Origin of the sequence: Acinetobacter sp. KS-LM10, from assembly GCF_036896575.1 — a bacterium.
GTDB classification, from domain to species: domain Bacteria; phylum Pseudomonadota; class Gammaproteobacteria; order Pseudomonadales; family Moraxellaceae; genus Acinetobacter; species Acinetobacter avistercoris.
The window spans coordinates 2,192,707-2,216,173 of record NZ_CP145906.1 but is presented as its reverse complement, the minus strand read 5'-3'; the positions used below and the strand labels follow the sequence as shown (position 1 = coordinate 2,216,173).

The 23,467-nt window shown below is 38.2% G+C and carries 22 protein-coding genes; 14 read left to right on the top strand and 8 right to left on the bottom strand.

Features of this window, described 5'->3' with window-relative positions:
- Positions 1 to 244 precede the first annotated feature (244 nt).
- The 3 genes from V5M36_RS10115 (at position 245) to V5M36_RS10105 (ending at position 3,124) form a co-directional block, all read left to right on the top strand.
- Positions 245 to 634 carry a NirD/YgiW/YdeI family stress tolerance protein gene (locus V5M36_RS10115; RefSeq protein WP_338558567.1) on the top strand — a complete coding sequence of 130 codons (390 nt, stop codon included), beginning with the start codon at positions 245 to 247 and terminating at the stop codon, positions 632 to 634.
- A 262-nt stretch (positions 635 to 896) separates the two neighbouring features.
- Positions 897 to 1,559: a response regulator transcription factor gene (locus tag V5M36_RS10110; RefSeq protein ID WP_338558565.1), complete on the top strand. Its 663-nt coding sequence runs from the start codon at positions 897 to 899 to the stop codon at positions 1,557 to 1,559.
- 269 nt (positions 1,560 to 1,828) lie between these two features.
- Entirely contained in the window at positions 1,829 to 3,124 is a 1,296-nt protein-coding gene (locus tag V5M36_RS10105) for a sensor histidine kinase (RefSeq protein ID WP_338558563.1), read from the top strand.
- A gap of 302 nt (positions 3,125 to 3,426) precedes the next feature.
- Here the strand turns inward: V5M36_RS10105 and hemP are convergent, their stop codons facing one another.
- Positions 3,427 to 3,597: a hemin uptake protein HemP gene (gene hemP / locus V5M36_RS10100; RefSeq protein WP_338558560.1), complete on the bottom strand. Its 171-nt coding sequence runs from the start codon at positions 3,595 to 3,597 to the stop codon at positions 3,427 to 3,429.
- Between the two features lie 137 nt (positions 3,598 to 3,734).
- On the opposite strand from hemP, the gene V5M36_RS10095 reads away from it, so the two are divergent.
- Positions 3,735 to 4,661: a thiamine phosphate synthase gene (locus V5M36_RS10095; protein ID WP_338558557.1), complete on the top strand. Its 927-nt coding sequence runs from the start codon at positions 3,735 to 3,737 to the stop codon at positions 4,659 to 4,661.
- A 63-nt stretch (positions 4,662 to 4,724) separates the two neighbouring features.
- On the opposite strand, the gene V5M36_RS10090 is transcribed toward V5M36_RS10095, so the two are convergent.
- Together V5M36_RS10090 and mrcB are read right to left on the bottom strand one after the other, a co-directional pair.
- Entirely contained in the window at positions 4,725 to 5,279 is a 555-nt protein-coding gene (locus tag V5M36_RS10090; protein ID WP_338564147.1) for a tetratricopeptide repeat protein, read from the bottom strand.
- 104 nt (positions 5,280 to 5,383) lie between these two features.
- Positions 5,384 to 7,789 (bottom strand): penicillin-binding protein 1B, encoded by a 2,406-nt coding sequence (mrcB, locus tag V5M36_RS10085; protein WP_338558554.1) that lies wholly within the window; start codon positions 7,787 to 7,789, stop codon positions 5,384 to 5,386.
- A gap of 288 nt (positions 7,790 to 8,077) precedes the next feature.
- Between mrcB and V5M36_RS10080 the strand changes: the two genes are divergently transcribed.
- Both V5M36_RS10080 and V5M36_RS10075 read left to right on the top strand, forming a co-directional pair.
- Complete coding sequence (locus V5M36_RS10080) at positions 8,078 to 8,983, top strand: NAD(+) kinase (protein WP_338558551.1); 906 nt, start codon at positions 8,078 to 8,080, stop codon at positions 8,981 to 8,983.
- 2 nt (positions 8,984 to 8,985) lie between these two features.
- A complete protein-coding gene (locus V5M36_RS10075) occupies positions 8,986 to 9,252 on the top strand; it encodes a YeaC family protein (protein WP_338558549.1) in 267 nt (88 codons plus the stop codon).
- A gap of 421 nt (positions 9,253 to 9,673) precedes the next feature.
- Here V5M36_RS10075 and V5M36_RS10070 read toward each other — a convergent pair whose 3' ends face one another.
- A complete protein-coding gene (locus V5M36_RS10070; protein WP_338558547.1) occupies positions 9,674 to 10,669 on the bottom strand; it encodes a glycosyl transferase family protein in 996 nt (331 codons plus the stop codon).
- A gap of 315 nt (positions 10,670 to 10,984) precedes the next feature.
- Between V5M36_RS10070 and V5M36_RS10065 the strand changes: the two genes are divergently transcribed.
- The 6 genes from V5M36_RS10065 (at position 10,985) to V5M36_RS10040 (ending at position 17,171) form a co-directional block, all read left to right on the top strand.
- Positions 10,985 to 12,127, top strand: a complete 1,143-nt coding sequence (locus tag V5M36_RS10065) for an acyl-CoA dehydrogenase family protein (protein WP_338558545.1) — start codon at positions 10,985 to 10,987, stop codon at positions 12,125 to 12,127.
- Positions 12,128 to 12,153: 26 nt separating this feature from the next.
- Complete coding sequence (locus tag V5M36_RS10060) at positions 12,154 to 12,384, top strand: hypothetical protein (RefSeq protein ID WP_338558543.1); 231 nt, start codon at positions 12,154 to 12,156, stop codon at positions 12,382 to 12,384.
- A 246-nt stretch (positions 12,385 to 12,630) separates the two neighbouring features.
- Positions 12,631 to 13,740 carry a prephenate dehydratase gene (gene pheA / locus V5M36_RS10055; protein ID WP_338558540.1) on the top strand — a complete coding sequence of 370 codons (1,110 nt, stop codon included), beginning with the start codon at positions 12,631 to 12,633 and terminating at the stop codon, positions 13,738 to 13,740.
- 21 nt (positions 13,741 to 13,761) lie between these two features.
- Positions 13,762 to 16,008 carry a bifunctional prephenate dehydrogenase/3-phosphoshikimate 1-carboxyvinyltransferase gene (locus tag V5M36_RS10050; RefSeq protein ID WP_338558537.1) on the top strand — a complete coding sequence of 749 codons (2,247 nt, stop codon included), beginning with the start codon at positions 13,762 to 13,764 and terminating at the stop codon, positions 16,006 to 16,008.
- Between the two features lie 109 nt (positions 16,009 to 16,117).
- Positions 16,118 to 16,489 carry a hypothetical protein gene (locus V5M36_RS10045; protein ID WP_338558533.1) on the top strand — a complete coding sequence of 124 codons (372 nt, stop codon included), beginning with the start codon at positions 16,118 to 16,120 and terminating at the stop codon, positions 16,487 to 16,489.
- Positions 16,490 to 16,535: 46 nt separating this feature from the next.
- Entirely contained in the window at positions 16,536 to 17,171 is a 636-nt protein-coding gene (locus V5M36_RS10040) for an FMN-binding negative transcriptional regulator (protein ID WP_338558530.1), read from the top strand.
- Between the two features lie 103 nt (positions 17,172 to 17,274).
- Here the strand turns inward: V5M36_RS10040 and V5M36_RS10035 are convergent, their stop codons facing one another.
- The gene (locus tag V5M36_RS10035) at positions 17,275 to 17,904 is read right to left on the bottom strand and encodes an alpha/beta hydrolase (protein WP_338558528.1); all 630 of its coding nucleotides are present in this window, start codon (positions 17,902 to 17,904) and stop codon (positions 17,275 to 17,277) included.
- Positions 17,905 to 18,028: 124 nt separating this feature from the next.
- Here V5M36_RS10035 and yaaA point away from each other — a divergent pair, with 124 nt between their 5' ends.
- Positions 18,029 to 18,808, top strand: coding sequence for a peroxide stress protein YaaA (yaaA, locus tag V5M36_RS10030; protein ID WP_338558526.1), 780 nt, complete (start codon positions 18,029 to 18,031; stop codon positions 18,806 to 18,808).
- Between the two features lie 27 nt (positions 18,809 to 18,835).
- Positions 18,836 to 20,176 (top strand): HD domain-containing protein, encoded by a 1,341-nt coding sequence (locus tag V5M36_RS10025; RefSeq protein ID WP_338558524.1) that lies wholly within the window; start codon positions 18,836 to 18,838, stop codon positions 20,174 to 20,176.
- Positions 20,177 to 20,392: 216 nt separating this feature from the next.
- On the opposite strand, the gene V5M36_RS10020 is transcribed toward V5M36_RS10025, so the two are convergent.
- From V5M36_RS10020 to V5M36_RS10010, 3 genes are all read right to left on the bottom strand, one after another.
- A complete protein-coding gene (locus V5M36_RS10020; RefSeq protein WP_338558522.1) occupies positions 20,393 to 21,190 on the bottom strand; it encodes a DUF4198 domain-containing protein in 798 nt (265 codons plus the stop codon).
- 129 nt (positions 21,191 to 21,319) lie between these two features.
- The gene (gene phrB / locus V5M36_RS10015; RefSeq protein ID WP_338558520.1) at positions 21,320 to 22,750 is read right to left on the bottom strand and encodes a deoxyribodipyrimidine photo-lyase; all 1,431 of its coding nucleotides are present in this window, start codon (positions 22,748 to 22,750) and stop codon (positions 21,320 to 21,322) included.
- 166 nt (positions 22,751 to 22,916) lie between these two features.
- Positions 22,917 to 23,399, bottom strand: a complete 483-nt coding sequence (locus tag V5M36_RS10010; RefSeq protein WP_338558518.1) for an FKBP-type peptidyl-prolyl cis-trans isomerase — start codon at positions 23,397 to 23,399, stop codon at positions 22,917 to 22,919.
- Positions 23,400 to 23,467 lie beyond the last annotated feature (68 nt).

Here is a 23,467-nt window from a genome sequence, read left to right as displayed (position 1 = left end):
TAAATATTAATTTATAAAAAATAATCTATAAATATTAAGCTATTGCCACGCAATGTTTTTTTAATTTATGGGAAAGTTTTATTGTGGAAAATTTTAAATCATTTTTTCAGCGTTTCATTATTCGACATTTCTGTAAATGTTATTTAAAGAATTTTTTTAAAAAAAATGCTTTCTTAAGATTCACCTCATCTTGGTTTGTTTTAATGACTTCATCGAAATGATGCACGAACAAGAGAGAAACTAAATGAATGTATTCAATAAAGCTTTAATCGCAGCAACTTTAGCCGCTACTACAACTTTTGCAGTAGCAAATACTGTGGCAAATACTGTGGCAAATCAAACTTCAGTGAATCAAGCAGCGATTGCACCGACTGCGATAACCACTGTAAAAGAAGCCTTAACTTTGAAAGATGATACCAAAGTTAAGTTAAAAGGTTATGTCGTGAAGTCGACTGGAGATGAGAAATATCAATTCCGTGACAGCACAGGCAGTATCACCGTTGATATTGACGATGAATTATGGCAGGGCAAAGCAATTTCAGCAAAAACACCAGTTGTAATTATCGGTGAAGTTGATATTGATTACAAACCTGCGAAACGTGTCGAAATTGATGTTGATGCAGTACAGTTTTAAGATCAGCAAATTATTAATTCATGACTATTAAATCATGACTATTAAATCATGAGTCTAAAATCAGGAATATAAGATCATGAATGAATGTTGCAGACTCAACGCATAATTTTTGATCCTCAATGGAAAAGCCATATCATTTTTGATGTGGCTTTTTTATGGGAACTTATCATCCGTAGATGAAAATATAGTTCGCACTATTTTGAACACGTTAAATTTTCGGGCATGATGTAGAAATAACTAAAAATGAATATTGAGAAAGAAGATGCGAATTTTGTTGGCAGAAGATGATGATTCACAAGCAGAAAGTATTCAGGCTTGGTTGGAAATGGATGGTTATAACATCGACTGGGTTGAACGTGGAGATCATGCCATTTTAGCGATAGAACAGCATCAATATGACTGTGTTTTATTGGATCGGGGCTTACCACAGGCCACAGGTGATGAGATCCTGAAAGTCATTCGACAAAAACAAAGTGAAACGCCTGTTATTTTTATTACAGCGAAAGACAGTATCCATGATCGGGTTGAAGGTTTAGATTTAGGCGCAAATGATTATCTGGTCAAGCCATTTAGCTTAGAAGAACTTTCGGCTCGTATTCGAAGTCAGTTAAGGCAAAAACAAAGTACCTCTTCAGATCAAATTCACTATGCAAATCTTATTTTAGATATTCAAGCCAAGACTGTGTTGAAAGATCAGCAAAGTGTAAATTTAACGGCCAAAGAGTTTCAAATTTTATATAAATTGATGTATAAGCCTGAGCATGTCATTACCCGTGAACAGTTGGAAGAATCGCTATACGCCTGGGGAGATGAAATCGAAAGTAATGCGATTGAGGTATATATCTATCAGTTACGCAAAAAAATTGGCAGCGATCTGATTAAGACTATTCGAGGTTTGGGATATCGAATGAATCAACCAACTTGAGCATTGGGATTGATGGAATTAACGAATTAAATTAACGAATTGAATTAACAAGATTGTTGATTTAGTTCATTTATTCCACTTAAATAAGCAAGCTATAAAGTGAATGCGCTTTGAAATTAGGGCGCTTTAAATTAGCTTTCAATTTAGAGCCCTTTAAATATTTTACCTAAACATAACTGAATATAACTGAGTTTTTGTCTATGTCAGCGACTTCTGTATCCAAAACATCTAAGCCAGTTTCCTTACAGAGGAAGCTGGTTCAGTCGTCGATGTTAAGTTCAATTACAGCAGGAATCATCGCATTATTATTGTTGGTCGGTATTTCGATCTATCAGACCATGCAAATGCAAGATGAAATTATGGATGAAGTTTCAAACTTGCTGCTGTCGAGTGACATTAGCTCGCATTCAGGTATTCAACTTGATGAACTCAGTGAAGAGTTCGATATTCAATATCAATTAAAGTTAGGTCAGCAGCTACTAACAGAAACAACAGATTTTGATTCTTTTAGCGCAGCTCAAGAAACTGTTTTTCTAATAGATGAACATTTCTCAGTGGCTTGGAATGGCAAGCAATTATTAAGACGTTTTTATGTGGTAGATGATCAGCAACGTTTAACCATGTATCAGCCCTTGAGTGTGCGCTTTCAAGAGCTGGCTAATTCGAGTTTAGGTTATTTTGCCGCATTAATGGTTCTATGGTTATTACAGTGGGGGATAGTCAACTTTTCAATACGACGCCAGTTTAAAGCTATTCATCGTTTATCTGCAGATATTGCTGAAAAAAATGTGAATAATTTAAGTCTTATTCAACAGTCGACACCTGAATTAAAAGAATTTCAACCAATGGTTCAACAACTGAATAAAATGTTGAAACGTTTAGAGCAATCTATCGTCGCTGAACAACGCTTCACCGCAGATGCTTCACATGAATTACGATCACCTTTGTCTGCGATTCAAATGCGTTTGCAAGTGTTGAATCGGAAATATGGTGAATCCGACGCTGCATTAAAAATAGGTTTACAACAAATTCAGATGGATGTCAGCCGGGGAAGTCAAATCTTAGAAAATTTACTTTTACTTGCACGGCTTGATCCCTCGAATATTTCAGAATTACCAAAAGTGAAGTTTCAACTTAATGATCTTATTCTAGAGGTTTTAAAGTCTTTAGAACCCTTTAATTTGGAGAAGCAGATTCAATTTCAACTTGATGTTACTGACGTTCAAGTGATCGCAAATAAAGAATTATTATTAAGTTGCTTACGTAATTTACTGGATAATGCGATTCGTTATAGTGAGCCGCATAAGTCTGTTTTTATTGATTTGAGAAGTGAGTCAGATCAAATTTATTTGAGTATAGAAAATGAAGGAGATGGTGTGCCCGCTGAAGTGCTAGTACGCTTAGGTGATCGATTTTATCGTGAACTGGGAACCAAGACTCAAGGTTCAGGTTTGGGATTATCGATTTGTAAAAAAATTATAGAACTCCATCAGGGAACAATTACTTTTTCAGCTTCTAATTATGGAGGTCTTAAAGTGAATCTGGTCTTAGCTCATCAAGATTAGAGTGAGGCAGCTAATCTAAAATAAAAATTAAATGCTTAAGCGATCATTATAAGCAATGAAACTTGAATTTCACTTACATCTAAGTTGGGTAAGTATTTTATTCAAAACATCTTTCCAAAAATCCAAAATATATTCAGCTAAATAATAACTGTGATGCACTTCGTTTAAGAATTTAAGAATTTAAAAATTAAAAATTAAAAATTAAAAATTAAAAATTAAAAATTAAAAATTAAAAAAAGCAGTATGGAGGGGATTCATACTGCTTAGTTCCACGATTATTATTGTTAAATCTAAAAAAGATTTTATTTGGTTAGAATGAGTCGATTATTACGAGTTAAGCGCAAGCGATATTCTTCACCCGCATGCATAATTCTGATCTCACGCCCTAGAGCAAATAAGTTGTTTGAGTGGAGCATTGGTAAAGATTGGTGTGTCTCATTATTGCGTGTAAATAAGCTAAATGGTGCGTTCATTATTTTCGACTCCGTGGTATGTGGTGAACGGTTTAAATGATAATCATTATCGAATAGAGCTGTCAACGTTAATTTAGAGCATTTATAAAAAAACTATATTTGCTTACAATAAGACATAGTTTTAAAAGCTGAAAATGATGAATAAGCCTGTTGTAAATATCGCGATTGCATTGCTATTAAGTAAGAACAAGATTTTGGTGGGTTGGCGTAATTCAACGCAACATCAAGGGAATAAATATGAGTTTCCAGGCGGAAAAATAGAACAAGGTGAATCTGCTGTAGAGGCCTGTCGCCGTGAGGTTATCGAAGAAGTCGGCGTTGATATTTCTCAATGGCATGCAAAGACTGTTATCCAACATGAATATGAAGATATTTTTGTGAATTTACATTTTTTTCAAGGTTTTATCTCAGATGAACAGTTGAAAGCGGCAAAACACCCATGGACGTTGTATGAACGTACAGAACTTGCCGATTTAAATTTTCCAAAAGCAAATCAGCGTATTATCAGTCAATTAATTTGGCCAAAATACATTAAAATATCAGCAGAATTAAAGCCTCTACATGAGCTTGATCGCGAGAAATTTTTATATTTCAGGCCACAGCTCAACCTGAGCGAATATAGCCATCAGACACTTGAACGTTCAATTGTACAGATTGAGTCATGTAGCGCAGAACATTTAAATCAATTGATTATTAACATCGATATTTGGTCAAAACTAAATGCGGATACGCAAAAGCTGGTGACGAAAGTACATTTAAGACACGATCAACTGTTAAGTATGTCATCAAATTCATTAGTAACTACGCATATCTTTATTGCGTCGTGCCATGATATTGAGACACTACAACATGCACAGCATATTGGTTGTGATGCGGTATTTCTAAGTCCTGTTCAAGATACACGGACACATCCTAATGCAGAAGTTTTAGGTTGGAAACGCTTTCAAGAACTTGCACAGCATCTCGATATTCCCGTGTTTGCATTGGGTGGTTTAAATCCAACGGACTTAGAACTTGCGATTAATCATGGCGCATACGGTTTGGCTGGAATACGCCATTTTTAAAGAGGCGAAATTGCCAGAAGCTATAAGTTGCTCATTGGAAGATCAAAATGAGTCTAAACGGCCTCATTGGAAATTTTTAATTTGAGCCTGAGCTTCAGTGATGGTTTTTGCATTTCCTTGAGACTGCGCAGATTTCATAATAATTTGCCAGAGCTGACGTTTCATCGTATTCGACTGTGCATAACTTAAACCACGACGTGCCAATGATTCTGCGTTGCGTGCTTGGTTTTTATGATTTGAAATCATTGCAAGATACATATAAGTTTCGGCGGATTGTGGTGCCAGTCGCTGAGCTTGCATTGCTGCTTGCTCAGCTGCATCCCATTGACCTTGTTTAAATGCATTTTGAGTTTGCTGCATCAATACTTTAAATGCTGGAAGCTGGCGTCCATCATCGAATTGTTGCGGAGCAGTCTTCTGGGTTGGAATGACAATTGTTTCACGCTGAATTTCAGGACGATCATAAGGCGTAATTTTTATCCCATCAGGTGTTGACGGTGTCTTAGTAGATTCAGCTTTGGTCTGATCATTTTTGGGTTGGGGCGTAAGAGGAGGTGTCGATTGACAGCCCACCAAAGCCATTATACCCAAACCGAATAGTGCTGATTTATAAAACATCATTACAGAAACTCTTCCCATTAATTTAATCGAATACCCTTTTAATCGTCGTGATCACTCGTTAATCATTTTGATCACTTATTAACAAGCGTGATCATTGATTATTAATTTTGATAACTGCCACTTGAAATCATACGAGTGCTCGACTTATTGGATAAATCTTGCTGTATCTCGTTTTCGCTTTCACGAATATAACTTTCAATACTATCCTCTGAAGGTGCGTTATCTGGGTTAATTTGCGTATCAGGACTGTAAGTCGGTTCAACTTGATAATGTGGCATACCGCATGCTGTTGCACGTTTAGGAATGGTATGGCGTAATAAGGGTACATACAATGCACCTTCACAGCCTTGTGCAGATAACTCACCGCTTGCAGTATCAATCCAATGCCATTGTACATTTTCAGTTTGTCTTAAATTGACAGGTTTTTGACGAAGTTGTTTCATCACATTGGTCCATACAGGTAATGCACCTGAAGTCCCTGTTAATCCCGTCACTTTGTTGTCATCTAATCCTAACCAAACTACGGTTAAATAGTTACCTGAATAACCTGCAAACCAAGAGTCGCGTGTGTCGTTGGTCGTACCAGACTTACCTGCTAAATTTAAGCTTTGATCAAGACTATTATAGGCTGAGCGGCCTGTTCCTGATGTCATGACACGTTGTAAACCATAATTCAATAAATAAGCTGAAGAGGGTTCTATGGTTTGTTGGACATTTAAACTATAGCGATCTAAAGAGCGGCCTGATGAGTCGACGACTGCACGTATCGATTTATTCGGATATTTGAAGCCACCTGTAGCAAAGTTACCGTAAATACTCATTACTTCCATTGGTGACATATCGACCGCACCCAGGAAGATTGAAGGGTAGTTTGGAATGTTTGACGTTACACCAAATTTACTTAAGTTATTGCTAAACGTGGACAGTCCAAATTCTTGCCCTAAACGAACTGCGGCAAGGTTATAGGAGTTTGCCAAAGCTTGCACCATCGGTACATAGCCATTACCCGATCCGCTATAGTTTTTAGGTGTCCAAGATTTTTCACCACCAATTGGAACATTAATGGGCAGATCTTCGACACCACTTGCCCAGTTGTAACGACCCGACTCTAATGCGCTTAAATAGATCACAGGTTTAAGCAGGGAACCCACTTGACGTTTGGCATCAACAGTACGGTTAAACCCTGTAAAATCTGAAGTTGAGCCTACAGCAGCGACCAGTTCACCATTTTCTGGATGTGAAACTAATACAGCGCCTTGTAATTCTTTTAAGCGGCTTGGATTGGCTTTAGATAAACGCGAAACCGTTTCTGTAAATGTTTTTTGAACTTTGGTTTGTGCAATTGGATCTAAGGTTGTGAAAATGCGTAATCCTTGATTGGTTAAATCACTCTCTTGATATTCCGATTTTAATTGTCGACGGACAATATCTAGAAAGTCAGGAAAACGGGCAGGACCAGTCGTTGGTTTTCTAATGACATTTAAGGGTTTAGCTGATTCGGTTTCATACTGTTCTTGAGTTAAATAACCCATCACCAGCATATTATTTAATACGATGTTACGACGCTTTTCCGCAGATTCTGGGTTGCGCCAAGGATTATACAAACTTGGTCCTTGAACGAGTCCAACCAAAAAGGCTTGTTGCGCGATACTTAATTCGCGAAGCGGCAAACCAAAGTAAAACTGTGAAGCTAAACCGTAGCCATTAATCGAATAATTACCATTTTGACCGAGATTGACTTCGTTTAAATATGCCTCAAGAATTTCATCTTTATCGTAATGAAGTTCGAGCAGCAAGGCCATGAAAGCTTCATTTACTTTACGTTTGAGTGTACGTTCGGGAGTTAAATAAAAATTCTTGACCAATTGTTGCGTTAAGGTTGAACCCCCTTGGCGTTTACCACCAGTCACATTACTGACTAATGCGCGAGCTGTACCACGCAAAGAAATCCCATGATGGTGATAAAAGTTACGATCTTCAGTCGCGATTAAGGCTTGAATTAGGGGTTTAGGAACTTTATTCAGTTTGATCAGTACGCGATCTTCATTATGCTGAGGATAAATCCCCCCAATCAGCAGCGGTTCTAAGCGAGCAATACCGGTATTAGATGGTTTGGTTGCTTTAATTTCTGATACTTGGCCTTGTGCAAAAGAAACCTGTAAAATTTGCTCTGGTTCAACGCTGTTGCCAAAATCGAAACCTCGGGTGTGCACGTAGACTGTATTATCTTGGACTAAGAAGTTCCCAGATTTGCTGTAATCTTGCGAGTTTTTATAACCCAGTAAGGCTAATTCTTTCTGAAAATCGCTTTGCTCAATCGACGCATTGGCATAGACCTCCAAAGGACGCGCGAAAACTTTTGCCGGAATATCCCAACGATTCCCTTCAAACTTATCTCGAATCACATTGTCGATACTAATCAAATAGATGCTAAAAGCAACAAATGCTCCAATCACCAATACAGAAAAAATGAGTGCAATTAAGCCAATACCACGTTCAAACTTCATAGATTAAGGTCTTAGCCCTGATTTATTTCGATTATGATGCGAAGCTTTTCGTTTTTTTGCAATAATAAAACTGTGAATTTACAGAATAAAAACTGCAAATTTTTACTTGAGTCAGGCTAATCAATGCTGCAAAGTAGCAAATAGCGTCGTTTGAATAAATTAGACTTAAACTGAGTAAGTCTTGAGTAAGTCTATTGATATTCTTTAAATTGCCGCTGACATGAAATAGTAAGCAACAGCATGTTAGTGTTATTATATCGCAAGAATTCTTCAGGAGCCGTGGCGTACGTGCAACTATCAGCCAAGACCTTTCGAAATATTGGACTCATTGGACGACCAGATAAATCTTCTGTCGTCGAAACTTTAAGTTTGATTCATGATCACATCATCAGCTTAGGTTTACATCCTGTTTTTGATTCCCAAACCGCAAAGTTAGTTCCTTTTACCAATATTCAAACCGTCAGCCGAGCATTGCTGGGTGAAGTGGTCGATTTGGTGATTGTTGTCGGTGGTGATGGTTCTTTATTGCATGCGGCGCGTGCATTGGTTAAATACAATACGCCTGTCATTGGGATTAATCGTGGCCGACTTGGTTTTTTAACAGACATTAAACCGACTGAAGTATTGTTTAAGCTTGATCAAGTGCTTAAAGGTGAATTTCAACTGGATCGCCGTTTTCTTTTGGAAATGGAAATTCGCAGTAAAAATGAAATCATTTATGATGCAATTGCATTAAATGATGTGGTTTTACACTCGGGTAAGTCTGTTCACATGATTGAGTTTGACCTGTATATTGATGGTCAATATGTATATCGACAGCATAGTGATGGCTTAATTGTGTCTACACCAACAGGTTCTACAGCTTATGCATTGTCGGGTGGCGGGCCTATTTTGCACCCAAGTATGGATGCCATCGCTTTAGTGCCAATGCATCCACATACCTTGTCTTCACGCCCGATTGTGGTGGGTGGACATAGTGAAATTAAAATGCAAATTTGTGAAAATCGCGTTTTACCCATGGTCAGTGCCGACGGTCAAAATAGCGTTTCACTCAATGAAGGGGATTGGTTGCACATTCGCAAACATCCTTTTAAATTAATGTTACTACATCCACCGGGCTATGATTTTTATATGGCTTGTCGTACTAAGCTCGGTTGGAACCAAGATTTTGAATCATTTCAACAACAGGATTGACCATGAATATTGAACAAATGCTTTCTGTTTTAGATGCCGATATTGTAGCGCGTTTAAAAACAGCAGTTGAGATTGGTAAATGGCCGAATGGTGTTGTACTCACGAAAGAACAACGTCAAATTTCGATGCAAGCAGTCATCGCCTGGGAAGTACAAAATTTGCCTGAAAATGAACGTTCTGGATATATCGACAAAGGCCATAAAGATGAAGGGGATGAATGTGATTCTCACGTTCCTGAACCAGAGTTTCAGCCAATTCGTTTTGTATAATCTAGCGGGCATTTAGATATGAAATAAAAAAGACACTTCGGTGTCTTTTTTATTTTCAGGATGAGCCAGCGTATTTAATTCAGTTTCAGGCGTATTTAAGATTAACTGGGTTGCGGTTCTCGGTTTTACTGAGCTCGATCAAAGCCATATTACGACTGATGTTTTATAAATATTGTTTTATAGATATGGAAGTTAAACATTATATTTTAAGTATTAAACTTCTTTTAAAAGTCATTATTCACATAACTTCCTAATTATACAATCTCATCATCTGTATTCCTCATCCTAAGCTTCTCCCAAAGGGAGAAGATTTTTACGTATCAATTGATTGCAACTTAATGCGTAATTTTTGACTTAAGAAAGAGATTGATTAACAATAATTAATTTAACTCAGCAATCAACCTAAACATAATCATGAGGCTTAACAGCGATTCTTCCACATGGTCGATGCTTTAATTTGTGCTTCTTTAAAAGATTGACAAGCATTCATGGTAAATAATGCAATTGTCATCGTTTCAACCACTGCGACTTCACCATAGTCATGATTCTGTTGGCCTTGCCAAACGGCTTTAAATAGATCTAAATTCAAATCTTCCTCAATAGGACTGCGATCCGCTGTTAATTTTGGCAATTCAAGCTCATAAAGCTCGCCTTGTTTTACGCCACAGATTAATGTTTTTGCATCGGGATTACGTTCAAATTCGCCGCCTTCACCTTTAATCACAGCACTATTTAAGTAGCCCAATTGAAATGCGGTTTGTTGGTGTGAACTGCGATATACCGGATGGAAAATCGCTTGTAAAGTCGCTTTAGCATTAAATGGATTGATTAAACGTGCCAGCGTGTGAATCGGAGAGCGTAAACCCATCACGTTTCTGAGCGCAATCAAATCGCTTAGGATAGGGGAAATAACATCCAGCGGAATATAGGCAAAATTTTTGGCTTGCAGTTGTAATGCAACATCATCTTCATTTTGACAAATTGAATAGCCTAAGTCTTCTAAAACCTGCTCGGTATATATACGGTTTAATGTATGTCCTGATGCGCCGTGCATGACGATTTTAAAACCATTTTGAGCCAGCGTAAGCGCTGCCAATATAAACCAAGGATAATGCTTACGCTTTCCAGCATAAGATGACCAATCTAAATCGACATCTAAGGGTTTGAATTTCAGTTGATCACGAGTGGCTTGAACAAAACCTGTAAGCTCATCCACTGACTCTTCTTTAACGCGAAGTAACATTAAGAAAGCGCCCAATTGCACATCGAGAACTTCATCGTTCAAAATCAAACGAAATGCTTCATATGCTTCATCATAGCTCAGTGATCTTGACCCATTTTTACCTTTACCTACGATTCGAACGTATTGTGCAAAGGGATGTTCAAGATCTTTATATAGGTTACGTTTTTGGCTCATCTTTAAATATTAACTTTCAATACATCATGCTTTCTATACTAGGACATAACCGAAGCGAATCATATCTCAAGTTTTATGCGGTTTTGTTGAATCGATATTTTTTCAATATCAGTAGACAAATTGACTCAAGTGAACGATATCTAGACTTATTTAGCCCATGACAGCAGGTTCGAAAATGATTAGCATGCAGGAGCAGAATTTTAAATAAACCGAAACAACAACAAAAACACTTTTTATCGTAGATCGACTTTCATAGCGTGAAATTTTGAAAGAGTGCGATAGTGAAGTGTTGAATCTCAACAAGGATTGAAGAATATGCTCGCTTACGATGCTGATTTAGAACTATTTCGTGATAATTTTAGACGTTTTATGAAGGATCATATTGCGCCTTATTATGATCAATGGGAGCGTGAAGGACTTTATCCAAGATCAATTTGGAATCAGTTGGGTGAGAATGGTTTTCTCTGTGTCGATGTACCAGAAGAGTATGGCGGCTATGGTGTGCCAACGCATTATTCCCTGATGTTGGTTGAAGAGTCTGCGCGTGCAGGTTTTAGCGCCATTTCTACAGGAATCTCGTGTCATTCGGAAATTGCTGCGCCTTATATTCTCAATATTGCGTCTGAAGCTCAAAAACAATATTGGTTACCTAAAATGGTATCGGGCGAAGTGGTTGGCGCGATCGGTATGACCGAGCCGGGTGCGGGTTCAGATTTGCAAGCAATGCGTACCAGTGCAATTTTGCAGGGCGATCATTACATTCTCAATGGATCAAAAACCTTTATTTCCAATGGTCAACATGCTGATCTTGTGGTTTTAGCGGTTAAAACAGATCCACAAGCACGTGCTAAAGGCGTATCACTGTTATTGGCAGATACGCATTTAGACGGTTTCAAAAAAGGCACCAATTTAGAGAAAATAGGTCTACATTCGCAAGATACCTCAGAACTTTTCTTTGATCATGTGAAAGTACCTAAAGATCAGCTCTTAGGTCAGCCGGGCCAAGGCTTTGCTTATTTAATGCAAGAATTACCGCGTGAGCGTACGGCCATTGCAGCCACTGCGATTGGAGCGATTCGAGGTTCAATTGAGATCACAGCAGAGTATGTGAAAGAGCGTCAAGCTTTTGGTCAAGCGATAGGTAGTTTTCAAAATACACGATTTGTCTTGGCTCAAGCAAAAATCGATGAGCTTGCAACTGCGGCGTTTTATGAAAGAAACGTCGAGCTGTATATGCAAGGCAAATTGGATGTTGAAACTGCAGCTGCACTCAAATGTTTTAGTACGGATATGCAGATGAAAATCGCAGATAACTTATTACAGCTTTTTGGTGGTTATGGTTATATGACTGAATATCCAATTTCTCGTTTCTTTGTCGATGCGCGTATTCAGCGTATTTATGGCGGAACCAATGAAATTATGAAAGAGATTGTCGCTCGCGGTATTCTAGGTCGTTAATTCGTTAATTCGTGAGGTAGCAATCATTGAGTCTTGTCTGGTGGATTATACTTTTCCTGATACAGTCACTCTTTTATAAATGGTTGCTGTCTTGGGGTGGTGCACAATGGTTGGTTGGACTTAAATCTGCACTGACTTTTGGATGGATGACCTGGGACTGGAATGCGGAGCAAATTCGACTTTATGCACTTTTACTCTGGATTATTTCATCTATTTGGTTTGTGGTAGGTGTGTTTCAGCCCAGTTTAAGATTGTAAGAATACGCACGTAAATGAGCAACTTTCAAAGATTTGGCGCTTTATGAAGATGATTCATAACGCGCTATTTTTGTATCGCCGGTATTTGAACCAGTATTTTAACGGTGATTAGTGATATTGATCAAATTGATGAATAAATCAACTGTATATTTTTAAAACTGATTGGAGCAAAGTTCGGTTGCTTAACATTTCAAAGCTGACTATTGTTATACTGTTTAAATAACCGATCTGTAAGGCGACATAACAATGATCAACGATGATCAAAACACTACGAATTCTTTAGACTTAGTCCAAATCCGCGAAGATATCGACTCGGTAGATCAACAAATACAACAATTGATCAATCGTCGAGCTAGACTGGCAGAAGCAGTTGCAAAAGCCAAGTTTGCCTCTGAAGAAAATCCAATGTTTTATCGTCCTGAACGTGAAGCGCAAGTCTTACGTAATGTTATGGAGCGCAATGAAGGGCCATTGTCAGATACAACCATGGCGCGTTTATTTCGTGAAATCATGTCAGCATGTTTGGCACTAGAAGCACCACAAAGTATTGCTTTTTTAGGACCAGTCGGCACATATACCCATTCAGCGGTACTCAAACATTTTGGGCAAGATGCTGTCATTCGTCCAATGCCAACGATCGATGAAGTGTTCCGTGAAGTTGAAGCGGGCAGTGCAAATTATGGACTTGTGCCAGTCGAAAACTCGTCTGAAGGTGTTGTTAATCACACTTTAGATTGCTTTAAATCATCGCATTTAAATGTGATTGGTGAAGTCGAATTGCGTATTCATCATCAATTTCTTATCTCTGCGAATACACGTAAAGACAGTATTAAACAGATTTATGCACATCAACAAACATTGGCTCAATGTCGTGGTTGGTTAGATGTACATTATCCTGGGGTTGAACGTGTTGCATTAAGTTCAAATGCAGAAGCTGCGCGCCGTATTCGTAATGAATGGCATTCGGCAGCCATTGCCTCAGATATTGCGGCAAATTTATATGATCTAGAAATATTATCCAGCAATATTGAAGATAATCCTGAGAACACAACGCGTTTCTTGGTGATTGGCCGTGAAAAAGTACCTCAAAGTGGTAATGATAAAACCTCACTTTTGGTTTCAGCGCATGATCGTGCAGGGGCTTTACTTGAAATTTTAGCACCCTTTGCAAAACACAATATCAGCTTAACCAGTATTGAAACACGTCCAGCTTTACCTGAAAAATGGGCTTATGTATTCTTCATTGATCTTGAAGGTCATGTTGATCAAGACAACGTCAAAGCGGCAATCGCTGAAATACATCCACTGGTTAAAGAAGTTCGTGTACTGGGTTCATACCCAATCGCTGTTCTTTAAGTTGAGTTGAATATTTAGATTATGACTCAACCTTTATTTAAAAAAGTTGCTTTTATCGGACTAGGTTTGATTGGTTCAAGCCTAGCCCGAGTAATTGTCGCTCAGCATCTTGCTGAAAATGTAGTGGCTTCAACTCGTTCGCAAAAAACGCTAGATGATGCCAAGTTGCTTGGCTTAATTTCCGAAGGCTATACAAATCCGATAGAAGCAGTTAAAAATGCAGACTTGGTGATTTTGGCCTTGCCTGTTCGTGCAACGCAAAAAACATTGGAAATTATTCGACCGTATCTAACGGCGAATGTGATTTTGACGGATGTCGGCAGTACAAAAGGCAATGTCGTAGATGCTGCAAAGGCTGTATTTGGTGAACAATTGCCAATTGGCTTTGTACCGGGGCATCCGATTGCTGGCGCAGAGCACACGGGCGTTCACGCAGGTAAAGTGGATTTATTTGTCAATCATAAAGTGATTTTGACACCGTTACCAACATCGGCAGTGTGGGCAGTCGAAAAATTGACGCGATTTTGGCAAGCTGCGAAAGCAGAAGTCATTTGTATGGATGTGGAAAAGCATGATGAAGTGTTAGCCCATACCAGTCATTTACCGCATTTAATGGCATTTAATTTGGTTGAGCAACTGGCAAGTCGTGAAGATAATCTTGATATTTTCAGATATGCAGCAGGTGGTTTTAGAGATTTTTCTAGAATTGCAGCGAGCGATCCACAAATGTGGCACGACATCTTTTTTGCCAATAAAAAAGCCATTTTAAATGCAGTAGATGGTTTTGAAAGCCAACTGTCAACGATTCGTAAATTAATTGAAGAAGAAGATTCTCAAGCACTGATGGGATTGCTCGGACATGCGCAAGCGGCACGACAACACTTCAATCATATGCTTGCTAAGAAACCCTTGATGGAGAAAAAGAGCATGACACAACAGTTTACTATTTTGCCCGGGGCTAAATCATTCCAAGGTAAGTTTAGCGTACCAGGTGATAAGTCAGTGTCTCATCGCTCGATCATGTTTGGAGCGATTGCTGAAGGGACGACGCATGTCACTGGTTTCTTAGAAGGTGAGGATGCACTGGCAACACTTCAAGCATTCCGTGAAATGGGTGTGAATATTGAAGGACCGAAGAATGGTGAAGTCACCATTCATGGTGTCGGCATGCAGGGCTTAAAAGCGCCATCAGGTGAATTGTATATGGGGAACTCTGGGACCTCTATGCGTTTACTGGCGGGTATGTTGTCTGCGCAAAAGTTTGATTCTGTGATGACGGGCGATGCGTCGTTGTCTAAACGTCCTATGGAGCGTATTGCTAAGCCATTACGCGAAATGGGAGCACAGATTCAAACCACAGGCGAGCGTGGCACGCCACCGATTTCAATTTCAGGTAATCAAAATCTTCAAGGTATTCATTACGATTTACCTATGGCCTCTGCACAAGTTAAATCAGGTATTTTACTGGCAGGACTGTGGGCTGAAGGTGAAACCTCAATTACAGAGCCTGAACCTACGCGTGACCACTCAGAACGTATGCTGCGTGCATTTGGTTATGAGGTAAAAACGACAGGAAATCGTATTTCATTGCAAGGTGGTGGAAAGTTAGTGGGAACGGATATTCACGTGCCTTCTGATATTTCATCTGCTGCATTTTTCATGGTCGGTGCTGCGATTACCGAAGGATCAGATGTTACGCTAGAAGCCGTTGGTATTAATCCAACGCGTACTGGTGTGATTGAAATTTTAAAGCAAATGGGTGCAGACATCCGCGTTGAAAATGAACGCGTCGCTGGCGGTGAGCCGATTGCGGATATTCGTATCCGTGGTACACGCACACTCAAAGGCATTCATATGCCTGAAGATCAAGTGCCACTGGCTATTGATGAATTTCCATCGTTATTCATTGCTGCTGCGTGTGCAGAAGGCCGTACCATTTTAACAGGTGCTGCTGAGCTTCGCGTGAAAGAGTCTGATCGTATTCAGGTGATGGCAGATGGCTTAATTACCATGGGTATTGACTGTACGCCAACAGAAGACGGCATCATTATTGAAGGTAAAGGTAAATCTGGTGATTGGTCTGCCATCTTTAATGGCGGTGAAATCGAATCGCACCATGACCATCGTATTGCCATGAGTTTTTCGATGGCTGGATTACGAACTTCTGGTGAAATCAAAATTATTGGCACAGAAACGGTTGCAACCAGTTTCCCAACATTTACTGAGTTAACAAATCAAGCAGGCTTGAGCATTCAAGTGTCTGAGTAGTTCGTCACTTTTTGTATCATTGGTCTAAAACAGCCAAGCTTTTGCTTGGCTGTTTTGTGTTTATTGCTTATTCTAAATCTATATAAATAAAATGCCTATGGATGAAGACATGAGAAAACTACAATTTTTAGCAGACTGTCAAAAGCATTCACACGCGAAAGAAAAAGAATCTTGCCATGTGACACAATCATACGTCACGCATTTACTTTCGAATCAATTACAAGCCTATGGCTTTAATACGAAAGAAGATGAACAACAAAAAATTGCGGTAAGTGTAGAAGATCATCCTGTTTCAATTGGCGTAAATTGTAGTGTGAAAGATCAGAATGGTTTACTGGTGTGTGAAATTAGCGCATACGCTGATGAAGAAGAAGATTGGTTTAGTCGTATTGAAACCCAAAGTGTTATCAAACAGCTTTCACAAGCAGTCGAGCATACTCTAAAAAAAGATGATTCATTTAGTGACTTTGAATGGAAGTAGGTCGTTTTAGAACTTTAATAGCGCTTTTTATCGGGAAAAATAAGAAATGTATTTGCCTTCTCATTTTGAGGAAAACAGACCAGAAGTACTCATTCAATATATTGAGAAAACTGCATTCGGATCTTTGATGACTAATGTTGATGGCGAGATAGAGGCCAATCATTTGCCTTTTTTGTATGACAGCAATGAACATATGATGCTGGCACACATCTCCAAAGAAAATCCTTTGTATACGCTTTTAAAACAACCTCGAGACGTTTTGATTGTTTTTCATGTCGATCACGCTTATGTGTCTCCCAATTGGTATGCTGGCAAATTAGAGCATCATAAAACGGTGCCTACGTGGAATTATGTTGTGATCCATGTCAAAGGCGTTGCGCATATTATTGAAGATCAAAGAAAACTCAGAGGTATTTTGGCTAAATTAACACGTCAACATGAATCCAATCAGCCTGTACCTTGGAAAATGACAGATGCGCCTGCTGATTTTATTGCAGAGGAAATGAGCCAAATTGTGGGTATTCAAATAGAAATAAAGCACATGGTGGGTAAGTTTAAATTGAGTCAAAATAGATCATCTCAAGATGCAAAGAATGTCGCAGAGGCTTTTTTGAGTCAAGGGCGAACAGAGCTGAATGCTTTAATGCAGAGTCAAATTAACACTGATGCTCAATCAAATTAACAATAGAGATCGATAAATCAAAAAGACCACCTGAAGGTGGTCTAAAATCCAAAACTATAAGGATCTAAAACTTTAAGAATCAAAAAATTTAAGAATCTGAAAACTATGCGATCAAGAAACGAGCAATTGCAATTCTAAGTTGCTTTAAATAACCGGTAAAGAAATGATTGGCACCAGGGAGTACCGTCAAAATATGACGTTGTGGTTTAGCCCAAGTAATCAAATCTGAAAGAAGCGTTATTTCATCTGCTTCCCCGTGAATGAATAAGATATCACCCTTAATCGCTGGCGTAACATAATGACGTAAGCCTGCGACTGTAGCAGTCGGTAAACCGCACAAAATGACTTGTTCAGGTTGAATTTCATCAGGTAGAGCATGATAAGCTTTTGCCATCACATGTGCGCCGAAACTAAAGCCACCAACATAAAACGGCAAGCTAAGATGCTGTAAACGAACATGTTTAATGACAGTTAGAATATCTTCAGTTTCACCAAAGCCTTCATCATGAACACCTTCACTCTGACCAGAACCTCGGAAACTCGGACGGTAGACTATATATCCACGTTCAAGGAACATTTGCGCTAAAAGTGTTGGGACTTTGTGTTGGGGAGTTCCACCTTGAAGTGGATGAGGGTGACAAACGACCGCAAATCCTTTTACATCGCCCTGAGGATAATCAACATAAACCTCAATTTTGCCAACAGGACCTTGAATGAACATGTGTTCAGACATAAATATACCGATTAACTAGCAGGGGAGTTGAATATTTTACAGTCAATCATACAAAAAAAACACAATTGGAAATAAAATAAGTCTACTGTTATAGTTTGATTAATTATTTTTTGATCAGTTTTCTATGCTTGCCTTAATTTCCCCTGCTAAGACTTTAGATTATGAGTCGGCACTTCCAACCGATTTACACACTTTACCAAGACTTTTAGACCACTCTCAACAGCTTATAGACATAAGTCGTAGCTTATCAGCTTCAGAAATAGCCAAATTGATGAAAGTCAGTGAAAAAATTGCTGTTTTGAATGCTGAACGCTTTCGTGATTGGCAACAGGAATTTGATTTTAGTAATGCGCGTCAGGCTATCTTTGCCTTTAAAGGTGATGTGTATACTGGTTTAGATGCTTATCATTTAAGCGATCAAAATCTTGAGTTTTCACAACAACACTTGCGTATGCTCTCTGGGTTATATGGCCTTTTAAGACCGTTAGACTTAATGATGCCTTATCGTTTAGAAATGGGCATCAAGCTTGCTAACGCTCGCGGTCAGAACTTATATGCATTTTGGGGAGAGATCATCACGGATCTCATCAATACAGATCTCGAAAATGTAGAATCAGAACTCTTGGTCAATCTTGCTTCTGATGAATATTATAAGTCGGTTAAAGAAAGCAAAATTAAGGCCGAGATTATTAAGCCTGTTTTTCTTGATCAGAAAAATGGTCAATATAAAGTGATCAGCTTCTATGCTAAAAAAGCGCGTGGATTGATGGCGCGCTATATTATCGAGAATCAAATCTCGGAAGCTGAAGCGTTAAAGTCATTTGATAGCGATGGTTATTATTTTGATGCTGACAGCTCATTAAAAGGTGAGTTAGTCTTTAAACGTGATGAGCAGGTTGCATAAGCGCGTTTGAGCAGAGGAGTGTGCCCAATGCTGTTGAGTGAGCAGTATCAGCAAGACTTTTGTCAGTATTGGGAACGCTCGGCATTACAATCGTTATGGTCTAAAGCACATCATGATGCCATTTATACCTTGTTGAACGATGCTTATTCCGAATCACAGCGTTATTATCATCAGCAGCAACACATCGTGGAGTGTTTGCAGCTCTATCATCAGATTAAGCATCTCTTGAATGATTCTTTAGCTGTAGAAATTGCGATTTGGTTTCATGATGTTGTTTATGACCCTAAAGCGAAAGACAACGAGTTGCTAAGTGCGGAGTTGATGAAGCAATATTGTCAGGATTTTTTATCTGAAGCTCAATTGGAAAAGGTTTATCACTGGATTATTGCGACACAAAAGCATCTGCCATCTGACGACACAGATCTTAATACGTTATTAGACATTGATCTGGCAATTTTAGGAAGCCAATCTGATCGATTTGCTGAATATGAAAAACAAATCAAATTGGAATATGCATGGGTAAATGCAGCAACGTATTTAAATAAAAGATCAGAGGTTTTGAGTGATTTTTATCAAATGCAGCCGATTTATCAAACTTTTTATATTCAAGAAAAATTTGAACAAAGAGCAAAAGCCAATTTACAAAGCTTTGTTGAATTAAATGAGATTTGGGCAATTCAAACTTTATATAAGTTTAATGCTTTAAGATTGAAAAATGATCAAAAATTTCGCAAACAAAAACGATATTTTTGGGATACTTTTAAATATCTTTTTGGTGAATTGCTCATTTTTTTCTTGATCAGTGTTCTTATCGGTACTGTAGTTGGTCTAAGTATATTGGTAGGGCTGGGTGCATTTTTCTTGCTATTGCCATTTGGAGCGTTAATTTATTATTACTTTCTTAAAAAGAAACCCAAAAAAATTAAAATAAGAAATGATAAAAATTGGCTTCTTCAAGCACCACAAATTCAGCATTACTTATTTCAGCTAGAAAATGATTGTGAGCAGTTAAGAGCCCCTTTACTAATCTATTGCATGTATATGACCGAATATTTGTCGTTGGATATGTTAGAGGATGTATCAATACGCTTATCTGAATACATTTTTCCGCAAGCTTTTGATTTGGAAAGCGTCAGCTCAGATACCAGAGAATTGATTCGAGCTGCGAAAAGCGAATATTCATTTAGTTTGAATAAAGTCGCAGAAGTTTGTTATTTGTTAATCATGACTCAGCGTCTTAATAAAATGATGGTCGAAGAAATGATACAAAAGTTATTTCAAACATTTGCACTCTATGAGCAAGATTTTATTAAACGTGAAGATCATCATTTACGAAAACTCTTGGCTCAAAAAAATATGATTAATTAATACTTAAGATATTAAGGTATGTCCTCATATTTATTAATTAATCTTGAAACAACGGCAAAAAATAATTTAGAGATAGCCATTACACAACTTAAGCCCTGATGAGTTTTGAAGAGGCGAAAAAATTAAATTTGATAAGCTAATCTCGATTAACTTATCAATCCGTATTTGCATTTGCGTATACTATTTAAATTATGGATCTATCTTTAGACACAAGCCTTAATGCTGAACATCTATAGCCACAATGATGTAATACTGATTCTGTGGCTTTTGTTTCATATCCACTTTTTCAGTGACTTCAATACGGTATTGGCCTGTTTTTGGAAGTTTAAGCTCGGAAGTTCCTTGTGCATTATTTTTTAATTCAACGGCTTGATCTTCTGTTTGACCTTCAGCTAAAAATTTTACTTGTGCATTTTTAAGCGGTTTTCCTGATTTTGAAACATTTAACTGAACAGCTTGATTAACTTTGATTTGATTGGGATGCACAGAAAAACTGACTTGAATTGGTGCATCATTTTTTGCATTTAATGTCGATACTTTATTCTTTGTGACATAACTTTCAAGTGTCCACTCACGTTGGATTTCTTGAAAACTTGGAGGCTGGTTCTTAGGGAAATCATCTGCAATTACGTAGTCACGTTTTGCTAGCTCACCAGCATCCTGAGCGCTGACTTCGTAAAACGGTTTCCATAATTTGTTATGCAATGCATATTTAATTGGATAGTTTACTTTTGATGAAATTTTGTAGGTACCATCCGTCGGTAGCAAGAGATCAAATACAGTGACTGATTTTAAGGCGTTGTCAGCTTTAATGGTTGAGCTTTTCTGCGAGGGATCAACAACAGTAAAGCTGGCATCTTTAAGTGCATATTCGCTGTCAAAAGCATGTTCTGCATAACCCGACAAGACTGGAATTTGAGTATTTGAGGTGACATAGCTGAGTGGTGCAACAAATGGATCGTGTGCATAGCTCAACGTAGAGAATAGGCTCGCCAATAAGATAATTTTTTTCATCGATTCTAGATCACTTTTAATGAATGTGAGTTGTTAATGTAAATAAGATTCATTATCAGTATAAACAAAGAAATCGATTATGCAATTATCTTATTGGCTCAGAATTTAAACATTGAAAACAGCATGTTTCTATACAGATTTAAATGCCTCAATTGCCCGAACTCGACTTTGCTTTAAATCCACAATAGGTCTTGGATAATCGAGCTTCATCTGCGAGTTTTTGGCATAAGGGTCATGAATGGTCTTTGCGTCTAAATGTGCCAATTCAGGGACCCAGCGGCGAATATAATCACCTTCGGCGTCAAATTTTTGTGACTGACTGACGGGATTAAAAATTCGGAAATAGGGAACAGAATCAGTTCCTGTTGAAGCACACCATTGCCACCCCCCATTATTGGCAGCTAAATCACCATCAATTAAATGTTGCATAAACCATTGTTCGCCCTTACGCCAATCAATAAGTAAGTTCTTGCTTAAAAACATCGCGACGATCATACGAACTCGGTTATGCATCCAACCTGTGGCCAGCATTTGTCGTATACCCGCGTCTACAATGGGAATACCTGTTTGACCTTGCTGCCAAGCTTGAAGGTCTTCAGGCGCATTTCGCCAGACAATGTTTTGTGTATTGGATTTAAACGGTAGATGTTTAGAAACACGAGGGAAGTCGAATAAGATATGTTGATAGAATTCACGCCATATCAATTCATCTAACCAAGTTTGTTGTCCTTCGTGATCGATAAAAAAATGCCCATGGTGTTCACGGAACAATGCTTGAACACACTGTCGAATGGAGAGGATTCCAATATTCAAATAAGTAGAAAGCTGGCTGGTGCCATTCACATCTGGAAAGTCCCGTTGTGTTTTATAGTAACGAACATGATCATCTAAAAACTGATCTAAAATATTCCAAGCACTGTCTTCTCCAACAGGCCAAAGTTGTTCACGCTCTATAAAATCAGGATAAAAGTCATGAATGGTCGGTAGTATTTCTGCATCCAATAAATCACTATTTAAATCCTTAACCTTAATTTCAGATTGAGTACTTGGAGCTGGATAACAAGGTGCTAAGGCGATACTAAGTTTTTCATACAGATTCTTTTTAAATGCACCAAAAACTTGATAGGGCAGATCAGATTTATTACGAATACTGCCGACAGGAAATAAAGTTCGGTCGTGGTACAGTTCAAAGCGTGTTGACTGTGCTTCTAAGATATTTTGTACTTTCACATCACGATTGAGTTCGTTGACCCCGACTTCAATATTACTATGCACATTTACGATTTTGAGTTTGGAACACAGATCTTGAATATAGGTGGGAATGTCCTTCCAAAGATCAAGCGTATGTATAATTAAAGGAATGTTGAGGGCATTTAGATCGCTTTGTAGTTGCTTGAGTTGACGAAGATAAAAATCGATTTTAATCGCTGCATCATGATGTAATTGCCACTGTTTTGGGCTCAAAATGACCAAAGCAATACATGGACCTGCTTGGGTGGCATGCCAAAGCGCAGTATGGTCATGAATACGTAAATCTTGTCTAAACCAAATCAGCTGCATAATGAATATAAAGAAGTGAAAATATTGCTTAATTATATAAAATCAAATGAGTTTTTAGGTAGGATTCATGTAATGATCAATTCAAAATTTACCATGATTTAATAATCGACGAGCACAAAAAAAGGCAAAGTAAAATACTTTGCCTTTTCTTTAGATCGAATCGATCTTAGTGGTGATGACCACCTGCACCATGAACATGGCCGTGATCTAACTCTTCTTGAGAAGCTTCACGGATTTCGACGATTTCAACATCAAAAGTAAGATCTTGACCCGCCAATGGGAAGTTAGCATCAACAATGATATTTTCGCCGTCAACTGATTTAACAGTTACGATTTGAACGCCATCATCAGTTTGTGCTTGGAATTGCATGCCAGCTTCGATGTTTTCAACGCCTTGGAACATTTGCGCTGGAACTTCTTGAACTAGATCAGGGTTATATTCGCCATAACCTTCAGCAGCAGGTACATTTACTGTCAATTTTTCGCCAACAGTTTTACCTTCTAAAGCTTTTTCCAAACCTGGGATGATGTTTCCAGCACCGTGCAAATATGCAAGTGGTTCACCTTGAGATTGGTCGAGAGTTTCACCCTCTGCGTTAGTCAACGTGTAGTTAAATAAAACCACAAGGTTATTTGCAATAACTGTCATGTTAATGATCCATTCAAATATTTTAAGGGTACATCATAAAGTGAAATATCATTTTTGTAGACTAAAAT

Excerpts from the sequence above, each read along its gene's own strand:
- V5M36_RS10115 (WP_338558567.1), top strand. The coding sequence starts at position 245 with ATGAATGTATTCAATAAAGCTTTAATCGCAGCAACTTTAGCCGCTACT.
- V5M36_RS10110 (WP_338558565.1), top strand. The coding sequence starts at position 897 with ATGCGAATTTTGTTGGCAGAAGATGATGATTCACAAGCAGAAAGTATT.
- V5M36_RS10105 (WP_338558563.1), top strand. The coding sequence starts at position 1,829 with ATGTTAAGTTCAATTACAGCAGGAATCATCGCATTATTATTGTTGGTC.
- hemP (WP_338558560.1), bottom strand. The coding sequence starts at position 3,597 with ATGAACGCACCATTTAGCTTATTTACACGCAATAATGAGACACACCAA.
- V5M36_RS10095 (WP_338558557.1), top strand. The coding sequence starts at position 3,735 with ATGAATAAGCCTGTTGTAAATATCGCGATTGCATTGCTATTAAGTAAG.
- V5M36_RS10090 (WP_338564147.1), bottom strand. The coding sequence starts at position 5,279 with ATGTTTTATAAATCAGCACTATTCGGTTTGGGTATAATGGCTTTGGTG.
- mrcB (WP_338558554.1), bottom strand. The coding sequence starts at position 7,789 with ATGAAGTTTGAACGTGGTATTGGCTTAATTGCACTCATTTTTTCTGTA.
- V5M36_RS10075 (WP_338558549.1), top strand. The coding sequence starts at position 8,986 with ATGAATATTGAACAAATGCTTTCTGTTTTAGATGCCGATATTGTAGCG.
- V5M36_RS10070 (WP_338558547.1), bottom strand. The coding sequence starts at position 10,669 with ATGAGCCAAAAACGTAACCTATATAAAGATCTTGAACATCCCTTTGCA.
- V5M36_RS10065 (WP_338558545.1), top strand. The coding sequence starts at position 10,985 with ATGCTCGCTTACGATGCTGATTTAGAACTATTTCGTGATAATTTTAGA.
- pheA (WP_338558540.1), top strand. The coding sequence starts at position 12,631 with ATGATCAACGATGATCAAAACACTACGAATTCTTTAGACTTAGTCCAA.
- V5M36_RS10050 (WP_338558537.1), top strand. The coding sequence starts at position 13,762 with ATGACTCAACCTTTATTTAAAAAAGTTGCTTTTATCGGACTAGGTTTG.
- V5M36_RS10045 (WP_338558533.1), top strand. The coding sequence starts at position 16,118 with ATGAGAAAACTACAATTTTTAGCAGACTGTCAAAAGCATTCACACGCG.
- V5M36_RS10040 (WP_338558530.1), top strand. The coding sequence starts at position 16,536 with ATGTATTTGCCTTCTCATTTTGAGGAAAACAGACCAGAAGTACTCATT.
- V5M36_RS10035 (WP_338558528.1), bottom strand. The coding sequence starts at position 17,904 with ATGTCTGAACACATGTTCATTCAAGGTCCTGTTGGCAAAATTGAGGTT.
- yaaA (WP_338558526.1), top strand. The coding sequence starts at position 18,029 with ATGCTTGCCTTAATTTCCCCTGCTAAGACTTTAGATTATGAGTCGGCA.
- V5M36_RS10025 (WP_338558524.1), top strand. The coding sequence starts at position 18,836 with ATGCTGTTGAGTGAGCAGTATCAGCAAGACTTTTGTCAGTATTGGGAA.
- V5M36_RS10020 (WP_338558522.1), bottom strand. The coding sequence starts at position 21,190 with ATGAAAAAAATTATCTTATTGGCGAGCCTATTCTCTACGTTGAGCTAT.
- phrB (WP_338558520.1), bottom strand. The coding sequence starts at position 22,750 with ATGCAGCTGATTTGGTTTAGACAAGATTTACGTATTCATGACCATACT.
- V5M36_RS10010 (WP_338558518.1), bottom strand. The coding sequence starts at position 23,399 with ATGACAGTTATTGCAAATAACCTTGTGGTTTTATTTAACTACACGTTG.